The organism is Bacillus paranthracis (assembly GCF_024296885.1).
Taxonomy (GTDB): Bacteria; Bacillota; Bacilli; order Bacillales; family Bacillaceae_G; genus Bacillus_A; species Bacillus_A paranthracis.
On the sequence record NZ_CP101135.1, the window covers coordinates 2,604,297 to 2,617,596 of the forward strand.

Annotated in this window: 14 protein-coding genes and 1 pseudogene; 2 read left to right on the forward strand and 13 right to left on the reverse strand. The window is 33.1% G+C overall.

Features of this window, described 5'->3' with window-relative positions; genetic code table 11:
- Window positions 1-97 precede the first annotated feature (97 nt).
- From NLJ82_RS13395 to NLJ82_RS13425, 7 genes and pseudogenes are all read right to left on the reverse strand, one after another.
- Complete coding sequence (locus tag NLJ82_RS13395; RefSeq protein WP_000758242.1) at window positions 98-1,720, reverse strand: peptide ABC transporter substrate-binding protein; 1,623 nt, start codon at window positions 1,718-1,720, stop codon at window positions 98-100.
- Window positions 1,721-1,740: 20 nt separating this feature from the next.
- A complete protein-coding gene (locus tag NLJ82_RS13400; protein ID WP_000755454.1) occupies window positions 1,741-2,742 on the reverse strand; it encodes a C40 family peptidase in 1,002 nt (333 codons plus the stop codon).
- 39 nt (window positions 2,743-2,781) lie between these two features.
- Entirely contained in the window at window positions 2,782-3,843 is a 1,062-nt protein-coding gene (locus NLJ82_RS13405) for a dipeptide epimerase (protein WP_002021647.1), read from the reverse strand.
- Window positions 3,844-3,985: 142 nt separating this feature from the next.
- The gene (locus NLJ82_RS13410; protein WP_000271328.1) at window positions 3,986-4,312 is read right to left on the reverse strand and encodes a DUF3870 domain-containing protein; all 327 of its coding nucleotides are present in this window, start codon (window positions 4,310-4,312) and stop codon (window positions 3,986-3,988) included.
- Between the two features lie 259 nt (window positions 4,313-4,571).
- Window positions 4,572-4,928, reverse strand: a complete 357-nt coding sequence (locus tag NLJ82_RS13415; protein ID WP_001228720.1) for an FtsB family cell division protein — start codon at window positions 4,926-4,928, stop codon at window positions 4,572-4,574.
- A gap of 387 nt (window positions 4,929-5,315) precedes the next feature.
- Entirely contained in the window at window positions 5,316-5,912 is a 597-nt protein-coding gene (locus NLJ82_RS13420; protein WP_000981417.1) for a DJ-1/PfpI family protein, read from the reverse strand.
- A pseudogene (locus NLJ82_RS13425) lies at window positions 5,909-5,995 on the reverse strand (ankyrin repeat domain-containing protein); the annotation flags it as partial. The pseudogene NLJ82_RS13425 and the gene NLJ82_RS13420, both read right to left, overlap by 4 nt.
- 152 nt (window positions 5,996-6,147) lie before the next feature.
- Between NLJ82_RS13425 and NLJ82_RS13430 the strand changes: the two are divergent.
- Window positions 6,148-6,579 carry a cytidine deaminase gene (locus NLJ82_RS13430; RefSeq protein WP_000903440.1) on the forward strand — a complete coding sequence of 144 codons (432 nt, stop codon included), beginning with the start codon at window positions 6,148-6,150 and terminating at the stop codon, window positions 6,577-6,579.
- A gap of 256 nt (window positions 6,580-6,835) precedes the next feature.
- Here the strand turns inward: NLJ82_RS13430 and NLJ82_RS13435 are convergent, their stop codons facing one another.
- From NLJ82_RS13435 to NLJ82_RS13445, 3 genes are all read right to left on the reverse strand, one after another.
- Window positions 6,836-7,066: a hypothetical protein gene (locus NLJ82_RS13435; RefSeq protein WP_000789031.1), complete on the reverse strand. Its 231-nt coding sequence runs from the start codon at window positions 7,064-7,066 to the stop codon at window positions 6,836-6,838.
- Between the two features lie 312 nt (window positions 7,067-7,378).
- Window positions 7,379-7,642: a hypothetical protein gene (locus NLJ82_RS13440; protein WP_001262613.1), complete on the reverse strand. Its 264-nt coding sequence runs from the start codon at window positions 7,640-7,642 to the stop codon at window positions 7,379-7,381.
- Between the two features lie 201 nt (window positions 7,643-7,843).
- Window positions 7,844-8,608: a class I SAM-dependent methyltransferase gene (locus NLJ82_RS13445; protein ID WP_000490899.1), complete on the reverse strand. Its 765-nt coding sequence runs from the start codon at window positions 8,606-8,608 to the stop codon at window positions 7,844-7,846.
- 205 nt (window positions 8,609-8,813) lie between these two features.
- On the opposite strand from NLJ82_RS13445, the gene NLJ82_RS13450 reads away from it, so the two are divergent.
- Window positions 8,814-9,095: a hypothetical protein gene (locus tag NLJ82_RS13450; protein ID WP_001083943.1), complete on the forward strand. Its 282-nt coding sequence runs from the start codon at window positions 8,814-8,816 to the stop codon at window positions 9,093-9,095.
- Between the two features lie 169 nt (window positions 9,096-9,264).
- On the opposite strand, the gene NLJ82_RS13455 is transcribed toward NLJ82_RS13450, so the two are convergent.
- The 3 genes from NLJ82_RS13455 to NLJ82_RS13465 form a co-directional block, all read right to left on the reverse strand.
- A complete protein-coding gene (locus tag NLJ82_RS13455; RefSeq protein ID WP_000516716.1) occupies window positions 9,265-11,058 on the reverse strand; it encodes a Xaa-Pro dipeptidyl-peptidase in 1,794 nt (597 codons plus the stop codon).
- A 201-nt stretch (window positions 11,059-11,259) separates the two neighbouring features.
- Window positions 11,260-12,636: a sensor histidine kinase gene (locus NLJ82_RS13460; protein WP_001037247.1), complete on the reverse strand. Its 1,377-nt coding sequence runs from the start codon at window positions 12,634-12,636 to the stop codon at window positions 11,260-11,262.
- Window positions 12,629-13,276: a response regulator transcription factor gene (locus tag NLJ82_RS13465; protein ID WP_000865964.1), complete on the reverse strand. Its 648-nt coding sequence runs from the start codon at window positions 13,274-13,276 to the stop codon at window positions 12,629-12,631. Before NLJ82_RS13465 ends, NLJ82_RS13460 begins: the two co-directional genes overlap by 8 nt.
- Window positions 13,277-13,300 lie beyond the last annotated feature (24 nt).

Below are 13,300 nucleotides of genomic sequence, written 5' to 3' on the forward strand. Positions count from 1 at the left end.
AAATTTTATACATAATGGTAAATTATACCATGTACTATTTACCCGACTTTAACTAAAAAACAGACTACCACAAACGTGGAGTCTGTTTTCTCATCCTTTATTTTTGTACATCTGCCCACTTTAAACTTGTTGCTGGTCCAAATTGATGTACGTATAAATCTTTCACATACGGCTTTTGTAAGTAAGATAATCCGCGCTGGAATACTGGAGCAATTACCGCATCATCCAGCAACATCTTCTCAGCATCTTGCAATGCTTTCCAACGGTTTTTTTCATCATTACCTAATTCTGTTTTAATCTTCTTAATTAACGCATCATATTCTGGATTTGCATATTCAGTATTGTTTACACTGCTTCCAGAAAGGAATACTTCTAAGTAAGTCATTGGATCTGGATAATCTGGTAACCAGCGTGATAACGACATTTCATATTCTTTCTTCTTCTCTAGCGCTAATTTTTGCGTGTGTGGTTGTAATTTCACATTTACCTTTAAGCCAGGTAAGTTTTTCTCAAGCTGCTCTTTAATATATTCTCCTACTTTTTTGAAGTTTTCTAAATCATAGTTTAATAACTCAAGCGTTACTTCATTTGTACCTGTTTCTTGCTTCGCCTTTTCCCAATATTCTTTCGCCTGTTTTACATCCGTTTTATTAAACTCACCTGCTGTACTTCTAAAATCTTTTTTATCTGGACCTTTTAAAAATCCTTTTGGCACGTAATAGTTTGCAGCAACCGATCCATCATTTAAAAATGAAGTCGCAAGTCCTTTCTTATCAAACACTGTACTTAGTGCAAGACGTGCATTTTTATTTTTAAGAATCGGCACATTTTCATTAAATCGGAAGAAGTACATAACTGGATCTGTATATTGTTTTAGCTCTTTATTATTTTTATATTTATCTACGAATTCTGTAGAAATGACAGCTCTATCAACTTTATCTGTTTCATATAAATTTACCGCAGTTGAAATTTCTTTAACAATTTGATAGTTTACTTCATCTAGCTTCACTTCTTTTTTATCCCAATACTTATCGTTTTTCTTCATCGTAAAACTAGCTTCATGCTTCCAATCAGATAATGTAAATGGCCCATTATATACCGTTTTATTTGCTTCTAATCCATATTTATCGCCTTGCTCTTTCGCATATTTCTCGTTAATTGGATAGAAGGACGGTAAAATAAGTAGTTTCGTAAAATACGGTACAGGATGTTCCAACTCTACAACGAACGTTTTATCATCCTTCGCTTTTACTCCTAATTCCTCTAACCCTAGTTGTTTCTTATTTATTTTCTCCGCATTTTTCACATCGTACGCAATGTATGCATATTGAGAAGCAGTATCCGGATTAATAAGCTGCTTCCAAGCATATACGTAATCTTGCGCTGTTACTGGATCTCCGTTAGACCACTTCGCATCACGCAAGTGGAATGTATATGTTTTCCCATCTTTACTCACTTCATATTTTTGTGCTCCAGCCTCAATCACTTCATCGTTTTTCGATAAGCGGAATAATCCTTCCATGACGTTATTTAAAACGTTAAATGATACTGCATCTGTTACTTTCCCTGAATTTAATGACGGAATTTCACCCGTTTCTAGTAACTGTAATACTTTCTTCTCATCTTTCGGCTTTGTCGTTGTTTTTTCTTTTGCGCAGCCAACTAAAATTGAAGAAACGAATAGAGTACTAACTAATGAGTAACGAACAACTTTTTTCATTTGAAAACCCCCTCTATTTTTTAAGGTAAGTAACGACGGGCGCCAGCGTATTCTTCTATATATCCTGGTGTATTTAGCGGTATAATCTCTACCGATCTTTCAGCTCTCGGTGAGTGAATCATATTTCCATCACCAATGTACATCCCCACATGATGAACACTGCCTTTCCCTTGATCATGTGCAAAGAAGATTAAATCTCCTTTTTGTAAATGTTCTTTATCAACTGCAACTCCATTTCTCGATTGCGGACCAGAATCTCGTGGAATTGTAATACCGTGCGATTTATAAATCGTATGTGTAAATCCAGAGCAATCAAATCCGAAGCCACTTGTACCAGCCCAAATGTACGGTAATCCTAAAAACATTTTCCCTGTGTTTATTAGATCATCGGCCGTCGGGGTTGGAATATCATTTTGAGAACGGTAAACCGTTCCATCATTTTTTCGTAGCCAAGCTTTCTGCCCATTTGGTAGCAACACGCGGTATGAAATCGTATCTTCACTAAGTAGCGGCAGTCGCGTATTATAGCTCACTTCAAGCGATTTATGTTTTTCAGAAGGATTTATATATAAAATGGCTGTCGGTTTCGTTACTAATACGAAAGGTTTATTTGTTTTATCTGCAAATTCTTGATTATATGTTAACTGTTTTTCAGGCATCCATCCTGGGTAGCCTTCTTCATTTCGAGGTGTTGGCTGACCATGGACTAACACTTTCACCCAATCCCCTTTTTTATCTACAACTGTTACTTCTTGGCCTAATAACGCTTGCGTTTCTAATTTATTTGCACTTGTTAACCAAAGTTTCTCATCAAGCGTCATCGATTTCGTCCACTTCCACAAATCAACTGGATTTGTAGCACTTGGTGCATCAATTGGCCGTAATGAATCAGGCGTGGTCCAAAGTGTTGCAGCAGATACATCGATAAACGCCTTACTATCTTTCTTTTCCTCAGCATTTGCTGATGTAAACGATGAAAATATAAATAAAGTTGTTAAAAATGCAGTTCCTACTTTTTTCATACATATCCCCCTTAAAAGATAATTTACTAGTCTCTTCTCCTAAGATTTACTATTCACTGTCGATTGAAGGTTTACCTTTGATCCAGAATAAGTCATTCCTTCCGGTTCTTCCATTAACCAAAGCGGTGCATCAAGATCGAAGTAATGAATATTAGGATGTGCAGCAGCTAAATGTGCAACAGCGCTAACAGAAAGAGAAGATTCCATCATGCTTCCTACCATACATTTCACACCAGCTGCTTCTGCAATATCGGCAATACGCCACGCTTCACGTATGCCTCCACATTTCATTAATTTAATATTGATTAAGTCTGCATATCTTCCTTGCACAATTTTTAATGCATCACTCGCTGAAAATATGCTTTCATCTGCCATAATAGGTGTTTGTACATGATCTTTGACGTACTTTAATCCATCCCAATCTTTCGCATGAACAGGTTGTTCAATAAATTCAATATTTAAATTGCGATTTTCCATCTCTTTAATGATAGAAACTGCCTCTTTTGGATTCCACCCTTGATTTGCATCTAATCGTAACGTCGTATTTTTTGGTACGCTATTTCGAATCGCTTCAATACGTTCTAAGTCTAAGTGTGCAGATTTCCCCACTTTAATTTTTAAAGTTTGAAATCCTTTTTCTACATGTTGCTTTGCCTCTTTCGCCATAATGAAAGGCTCATCTACACTCACCGTAATATCTGTATGGATTTCTTTCTTCCCGCCTAATAATGCGTAAAGTGGAATGTTATGATATTGACAATACACATCATATAATGCGATATCTACCGCGGCTTTCGCACTTGGATTTCCAATGCAACTCATTTGGATGTGCTGTAGTAACTGCTGAAATTGAATGATATCTTGACCAATTAAATTGGAACGCATCGGCCCTAAAATTGCTTCTTCAATCCCGTTAGCGAAATCCCCCGTAATAACCGGTGTTGCAGCTGCTGCACCCTTGCCAACAATTCCTTCATCTGTATGAATATATACATCTATACTTTCTATTTCGGTTACGGTACGAAGCGCCGTTTTAAACGGTGTATGCAGATTCACACGCCTACGATTTACTTTTACATCGGTAATTTTCATATCGTTCATCCTTTCGTTGTTTGAAAAAGTGGAATCCTAATTTCAAATTTTTTAGAGCAATAAATCACCTCTTTTGCTTACTTTTCATATAGAAAGTTAATGTGAAATAAAAAAATCCAGCCATAAGAAGATTCTTACGGCTGGATTTTGTCTATGAATGGGTAGACAAAGCAGCAATTTGATTATATTTTTTCTGTGCATCTTTTAATGCTACAAGTAATGCTTTTTGAGACGAACCGAAATAACGATCTTTTATTTCCATTACTAATTCTGGGTCATTAATATTTTTATGTAGAAATAAATATTTAACGAATTGAGATGTTAATGCAATTGTCGCTGAGCAATCTGCATCTACAATTTCCCCAGTCTCCTTAACAAGTACAAACGCTACAAAATAGCTTTTAAACTTTTCGGTAATGGGATTATTTTGAGGTGCTTTCGCATCCCCTACGACATAAATTGTATTTGAAGCGTACACAGCTCTCTTCCTTTCTAATACGGGATAACGGTTTTCTTAATAGTCGTATGAGTGATAAACTCAACATGGATTAAAAAATGTATCCGCTTACCTTGTATTATAATACAATTGACAGAATTTTAACAACATTTATTTTCGTATATATTCCATAAGTATAAAAACAGCTCCAGCTCTTCATTTTTACAATATGTAATTGTTTCTTGTACCATGACATTCCTACATGAAAAAACAGCTAGCTATTGCTAACTGTTCTATTACACTACTTTGGCAACACAAATATAGTTTCATTTGACTTAGAAAATTGATATTCTTTTCTCGCAAACTTCAAAATTTCTTCATCATCATCTGTTAAATTTTCTATGTTAGTCTTTAAAGAAGCCTCATCTTTCTTTAAAGAAACCAATTGTTTTTTTTGATTCGTAATTGTATCTTTTTTTTCTACAATTATTTCTTGTTGTTTCGTTAAAATAAATTGAACGTACAAAGTAGCCGCCGCAATAAATATAAACATGAATATAAATCGCCTTAGTTTTTTCTTATTAATTGCTCGATTTTCATTAGACTGTGATAGTTGTTCTTGTATATTAGGAACATTTATTCGCTTGAGTTTCCTCATTATGAAATCCCCCTAACACATATATTTTCACTACCATCGGCATGATTTCTTATTAACTTTAATTCTATTCTTATAAAATAAGCTCCTTCACAAAAATATCTCACTAATTAACCAATTAAAGATAGCATTCGACGACATTTCCATATTTACATTGCATTTTTTTATGTATGCTGGCATAAAATAGTAGTTTCTGTTATTCTTTTTCTACTATTGTAGAAAAGTTTTTTACATACAAAGTTCTCCTTGTTTTAACATGGTTACAAGGAGAAAAGAGATGCATTTTCGTACATTCGATAAAACTAGAATGACTGTTTAAGAGCTTAAGTTTAGAGCATAGATCATACCTATATACACTCAAAATAAGAAAAAAGCCCAATTTGGGCTTTTTTAATTTTGTAAATCAATATCATATTCCATATTTTTGGCCGTTTCTTCAGCGATCTCCACACCTAGCAAATTTTTCACAATATGAAATGACATGTTAATACCAGCTGAAATACCTGCCGATGTAATAATATGTCCTTCATCTACAAATTTCACATTCTCCATTACTTCTACATTCGGAAAATCTTTTTTGAAAGTTTGAATACTAGCCCAATGTGTTGTTGCTTTTAACCCTTCCAGTAAACCAGCTTTCGCGAGTAATAACGCTCCGGTACAAACTGAAGTCATTAGCTTTACTTCTTTCATTTGCTGACGAACCCAATTTATTACAATATCATTTTTCACTTCATTTTCCCGTGCGCCTTTACCACCTGGAATGATTAATATATCAACTGGTGGTAAATCTTCAATACTATAATCAGGCTTTACCTTTAATCCGTTCCTTGCTGTAATCATTTCTCCATTTTGGCTAACTGTATAAACAGTAAATGGTTTCTCTTCATGTACTTTAGTGATAGAAAAAACTTCAAATGGCCCTGCAAAATCTAACACTTCCACCTCATTAAATAAAAATATCCCTACACTCCATTTATTCATCACACGTTCACTCCCTGTTGCAAATAATGTAAAAGGTGAGTATGACCTTTTTCTAAGGCTATATCATAGGCTGTTTTCTCATCATCACACTCTTCTATATGTTCTGTTGATTATTATATATTCCTTTTTTAATTATAGTTTACATAATAATATTATCTATTTAACATTTATCTTTTATTTTAAATATTAAAATTTTCTACTAAATAATACTAATCATGTTTAGTATGGAGGAGAAATTATGTTACACGTAATACCTTTAAATAGTGAAGACTATGATTTAATTAAAGCGGCTGAAAAAGTAATCGAAAAAAACTATAAATATGGCCGTCATCATATCGGTTCAGCAGTACGCACTAAAACAGGTAATATTTATGCAGCAGTACATGTTGAAGCGAATGTTGGAAGAATAACAGTATGTGGTGAAGCTATGGCAATTGGAAAATCTATTTCAGAAGGTGATCATGAATTTGATACCATTGTAGCAGTTGCTCACCCACACCCTCATGAAGATATAGAAAAATGTTGGGTTGTTGCTCCATGTGGTATGTGTCGAGAATTAATAAGTGATTACGGAAAAAATACGAACGTTATACTTTCTTATAATGGTGAACTTGTAAAATGTAACGTAATGGAATTATTACCTGAAAAGTATACAAGTGAAGTAGAATAATTATTCCTGTGTTCCATTCATCTTATAATATTATTCCAATAAAAAAAACAATCCGTTTTTAAAACGGATTGTTTTTTTATTTCTGTTTTATGCAGTTTATTTTATTTTTCTATTTTTTAAAATAATTAAATTATCATTAACAAAAATGAAATTAAAAACATTTAAGTTTATTACATTTTTCATTTAAAAACAAAAATGCGTTTTCCCCTTACATTCGATAAATATTAATATAAAATCTCTAAAATCAGCAGTCTTATCATACCAATCTATAACAATTCTGTCTTCTTCCCTTACCTGTTTCCTTTAGCACATATGATTTTAATACAAGCGCCGTTAATGAATCTGTTAATGTTTTATATGATAAATTAGATAATGCCAATAGATCGTTCGTATATAACATTCTATGCTTCTCTAATAATAATAGTACTAATCGTTCAGACGGTTTTAATGCCTCATCACTTTCTAGTATAAAGTCTATATTTTTCATTTCTCTAATTATTACTCCTTATATAAAAAAATACTTACGCAACTAATTTAATATAAAAAATAATACATAACAAAATTTGAAATATATTAAAATAACATTGTTTCAAAACACTATTATACTATAACATAGAAAAAGCACTTCCCGAAATAGGAAATGCTTTTTTATTGCTTATAGAATTCTTCAAACCATACATTATATTTCAAATATTGATCCGTACAATTCCCTACAAACTTCTCTGATCATTCAAAAGTATTTGTAGTACATCAAGTTCTACTAAAATGAGTTAACCATTTTCCGGCATTTTGTTCTACCTTAAATATTTCTTGCGATGTGCGGCTTACTGTAATGACTTGTTCCACCACCGCCTACTACTACTTTACCGCCTTGTTCGAAAATTAATAATTTACTTGAACCATCTGCAAGAAGTACTATTACTTCAGCATTATTACTTGTTGCTACATAAATTATATAACCACTTTTTGATATACAAGTTTCCCAATTCGCATCAAATTCTGATCTTACTACACGATTTGAATACACTTGATTTTCAATTCTATCTTGTTCTTCGTTTGCCAAATTTATCCCCTACCTCTCTAAAATATCATTTATAGAAACATTACAGTTCTATTTAAAATAGTGACTGTCTTTAATATAAATAGTATATGTAGTTAGTAGAAGGATGCTTGGAGAATGAAAACGTAATAGCATGTAAATAATATACAATTAAAACAAGACAATCGATATTGTATCAATTGCCTTGTTTTCTTACATACTTCTTTATTTTTCTTTTCGCACGGCTTCAAAAGTAAACATTTGATTAGCATTTGACGGTTCTTTTTCATAAACATAATCAGCAGAGCAAGTAATATTAGAGAAACCAATACTTTCTAAAAGAAGTTTAAACTCTTCTATTCCATACCAACACACCGCAAAGCGTTGCAATTCCGTTTGTACTAACTGCCCTTTACTCCATTTTTCATATTTTAAATAGGATAGAGTAACTTGGTTCAGCCAATCTATTTTAATTGATTTATTTTCTAATGTAATTCCGTCACCATTTGGTAAAGAAAAAGTCGATGTATGAATCTCCCCCGTCTTCCAGTCATACGGAAGCATAATATCTACGATTAATCGTCCGCCTGGATTAAGGTGTTCATAAAAACATTTCAATGCATGTATAGAATCCTCTCGATTTTCAATTAAGCAAAAAGAACCAGTAGGAATAATAATTGCCTCATATTTATGCGGAAGTGAAAATTGTTGTAAGCTTCCTTCATATAAATTAGGGTGTAAGCCTCTCTCTTTACATCTTATACGGCACGATTCTAGCATCTCAGGTGAATAGTCAATCCCATCTACTGTAAAACCAGCCTCAAGAAGCGGGATGATGACACGCCCTGATCCTACTGCTGCTTCGAGAATTCTACCTCTACAATTTTTCAAACGTTTTTCGTAATACTCAATATCACCATTTAAAGAATAACCGACAGGCTTTGTGTAATCATAAAGTTCCGTGCAAAGTGTACTATAAAAACTAAACATTTATTTTCTCCCCCGTTTTTTACGTACGGAAGATTTAAATTCAATTAATCTCCCTGTACCTGTATTTTTAATGAAAATTCGAAAGAGCTGACTGTCATAATATATCACTCACTTTCCATAGAATATAATCATATTGTATAATATTTCCTTTGAAATACCAATGTAAATAATGAAAATTCAAACTCTTTACCAAAAGGAGGATATGATGAATTCATTCATTATATTTCTTTTACTTCTTATTGCTTTTAATGCTCTAATTTTCTTTATAGCAAAGAAATATAGGGGAATATGGAAAATTACCAGTGGCATTTTCATTCTTTCTTCCCCCATCGTTTTCTTCGCCACTTTGCATGTAATTGGTGAAAAAGTAGGAGATGGATTCGCTGGAGGTTTTGCTGGGCTTACATTTAGTGGCCTATTGATCATAAATGCAATTTTTTTATTTATTGTAAGCCTTTTTGTATCTACCAATAAACATTCACATTAAACTCTCCCTTTCAAAATGTAAAGAGGTTGTCTCATAAGTCTCTTTCGAAGTAAAATCACATGAAATTGAAAAGGAAGAAACGTTATTAAATCAACGTTTCTTCCTTTCACTTTCTATTCGGTTTTGGCTAAAAAGCACCTTTTAGGACAGCCTCTTTATCCATAACTATTTATTTCACAATTGGCAATGTCACTTCACTTAATTTCACTGTAAGCTTCGTGCCCGCTTTCGGTCTAATTGTATAATCATAGTCGCTAGCAATTAAAACGACTCCTATTTGATGCCCAGCTTTAAAGACATAATCATCTGGCTGCATGTCCCATGTAAATGTATAATCTTTGCCCGGTTGAATCGCTGTTGAATTTTCTATACTTTTTACGTTTTGTGGATCCATCCAGCCTCGTGTTACGATTTCCGGCTTCGTTCCTCCATAATCAACAAGTAATGCTGTTAAATTTGATACAGATCGATCAATATTACCTGTAATTGAAATCTTTGGTGTACCACTTATACGCGTATCTTTTTGCAGTACAGGCATTGTATACACTAATCGATTGGCTACTTCTAATTCTGGGTTTGCTACTAATTCGTTTGATTTCATTTTTGCATCATCTACGAATGAAAACACCTTATTAACAGAACCCATACTGAATGGTAAATTAACTGCTTTGTTACTTAAATACATACGGATTTTTGACGGCACAGCTGCTGGATCCGGCCAATTTTTTATTTTATCCCAAGCCTTATTCTCACGTTGTACATCGACCATTGGTTCATTCATAATTCCATTTTCAATTCCATACAACCAATAATCGAACCATTTGTTTTGTGTTCTTTGCCAGTCATTCGTTGATGTTCCACCGTGTCCACCTTGATGTAACCACATTTTACGAGGGACATCATTCTCTCCAAGCGCTTCCCACCATTGCGCGAACTGCTTCGTCTTTACATTCCAATCATTTAAACCATGAACAACAAATACACTCGCTTTTACATTTTTAGCATCTTTTACATAATTACGTTTGTCCCAAAAATCATTATAATTACCAGTTTTTCGGTCCTGTCCTGCTGTTAACTCTTTTATTACTTGTCCACAAACTTCAGGATTTTCTCTTGTTAGTACTGCTTCTGCCATATTATCTGTATCTTCTCCTTGGTATCCACCTGGTGCAATGACTGCACCATTTGCACGATAATAATCATACCAACTACTAATAGCTGCGATTGGAATAATTGTTTTTAATCCTTCAACACCAGTCGTCGCAACCGCATTCGGTAACGTACCATTATAAGAAACTCCTGTCATACCTACATTTCCTGTAGACCAATCAGCCTTAACCTCCTCACCATTTTCTGTATATGCTTTCGCACGTCCATTCACCCAATCAATGACAGATTTCGTTCCTAATATTTCTTGTTCGTCTCCAGTAGTCGGACATCCATCTGATTTTCCAGTTCCAATACTTTCACCTAAAATAACTGCATAGCCTCTTGGTACATAGTAATTTCCGTATGAACCAAGATTAACAGCTCCATACGGTTTGCCTTCATACGCATACAATTCTTCATCTACGTTATATACAGGAACATCTTTTAAACCAGCTCGATATGGGCTCATTTCATATATAACAGGAACTTTCACATTTGGATCAGTTTTTGGACGCATAACTTTTACTGATACTCGATCTTTTTTTCCATCTCGATCACTATCTACTTCCGTTTCTACAAATAGATTTTCAACAATCGCTTCATCAAGCGAGTAAATCGGTTTTGTCATCCCGTTTTCTAATTCAATTTTCGTACTTGAACGTAACGCATCTGAAACAATTCCATTTAACTTCACGTCATGCTCATTTATGTAGTTTGTTTCTTTATTGTCTGCATACGCAGTCATACTAGAAACTCCTGACGTAATTGATAAAGATAATATTGCTGATAATGTTGCTATTTTCTTTTTCCCCATATCCTTCCCTCCCCATTTATGTCTCCTTTTACTATACAATATAATTACTGAAAATTCAGTTTATATTTTATACAGCAACTTGAGAAATTTGTAGAACACTCTTCCAACGGGCTTTCAAGGTTATATATTCTGATTTACTGCTCTCATATAATCAATAAAAAACATCACCTATTAATAGACGATGCTTCTAATTGTATTGAATTAGTCATTCTTCATAGTAATATAAAACCGTATTTCTCCCTCTTTAGTAGATACGCCATAGTCAAAACCATGCCTTTCTAAAATACTTTTCACTATCGCTAGTCCTAATCCTGTGCCTGATTTTTCTTTACTTCGCGAAGAGTCTAAGACATAAAAAGGTTCCCAAATTTTATCGACATCTTTAATTTGTTCTGCATTAATCCCATTTTTAATTTGAAAATATACACTATTATTTCTCTCTTCTAAAGTGATTATTATGTTTTGATTTGTTGTATATTTTATTGCGTTTGAAATTAAATTTTGAAACACCATTCCCATTTTATTTAAATCCGCATAAATGACCTGATTTTTAATATTACTGTTCGTCTGCAACTGTATTTCTTTCGACTCCAGTTCAATTTTATGCTTATCTATTATACTTCGGACTAATGGTTCAATAGGGAATTCTTCTTTTTGTAAAACATCTCTTTCTAACTTCGAAAATCGTAATAGTTCTTCAATTAAGTTTGATATTTGATCTGTTTGTTTAATAATTGTATCTACGTATGTCCCATCATCCAATCCATCCTTAATTCCCATAGAATATGCTTTTACTAATGCAATTGGTGTCTTTAATTCATGCGTCACATCACCCATAAATCGTTTTAAATGTTCATTACGATCTGTTAAATCTTGATGTGCTTCATGTAGTTTTTCACTCATAATATTAATGCTATTGGCTAATTCTCCTATTTCATCATTCGTTTTCACTTTCGTTCTTTTAAACTTCAAATGTGAAATATCCTGAGCTACATCGCTTAGATCTTTCAATGGAGTCGTTATTATTTTTGAAAGTATCCACACAAGTAAAATAATAAGAAGGAGTGAGAAACAAAGAATGTATAAATAAAATGTATTTAACGTTTTTATAATTTCGTTAGAATGTGCAATAGAAGTTCCCATTAAAATTATTGTATTATCTTTTGCAATATATTTAGCGAAAAAACTTGCTTTTAACTTCTCTTGATCATACAGTTTATTCGATTGCCCTTCCGCTTTCACCTTCATGACTGCGTCTTTCGTAATCCACAGTTTATTTAAAACTACTTTCTTTTTCGTAAGTTGCATGCGTAACGCTTCGTTCATATCATCTTCTGACTGATTGATTGACGTATATGCAAACGTAACGTTATTTTCGCTTTCAATTGTACGAATTACATCTTCTAACTCATTTACAGATGTATTTTGTATTTGCACTGTAAATTCATTCAAGTTCTCTCTCGTTTTGTAAATATTATATTTCGGTAAAAGATAGTTAATTATTAATAAAGAGATCGTAAAAATAAGAATAACAGTTAAAGAAATGCTGAGAAATAGCTTTTTTCCAAGTTTATTCACTCTGCTCCTCCAAACTATACCCTAAACCACGATGCGTCTTTATAATATTTTCTCCTACTTTTTTACGTAACCTTCTTACATGTGTATCAACAGTTCGCTCTTCTCCAAAATAGTCAAATCCCCATACGATATCTAACAATTTTTTACGAGTTAAAATCATGCCTTTATGATTTAAAAAACACTTTATTAATTCTAGCTCTGTTTTTGTAATATCTAACTCTTTGTCATTTTTATAAACTTTATTTTTCGTAAAATCTATTTTCAAATCTTGAACTTGAATGACATCATCATGCTGTATAAGCTTTTTCGCTCTAGTGATTAATACGCCTGGATGAAATGGTTTTTTTACATACTCATCTGCCCCGCTTTGAAGCGCTGCTAATTCATCTTCGCTTTCACTTTTCGCCGTAAGCATTAATACTTTTACGCTTGAATTCTTTTTTATTTCCTGACAGACAGTAATGCCACTATATTTCGGCATCATCCAATCTAAAATAGCTAAATCAATTTTCTCATCATAAAATATTTGAAGTGCTTCCTCTCCATCTTTCGCTAATAACACTTCGAAATCTTCTTTTTCAAAATAAGCTTTTAAAATCCTTAGCATATCTTGTTCATCATCTGCGATTAATACTTTCATACATTATCCTCCATTGCTTTTAAA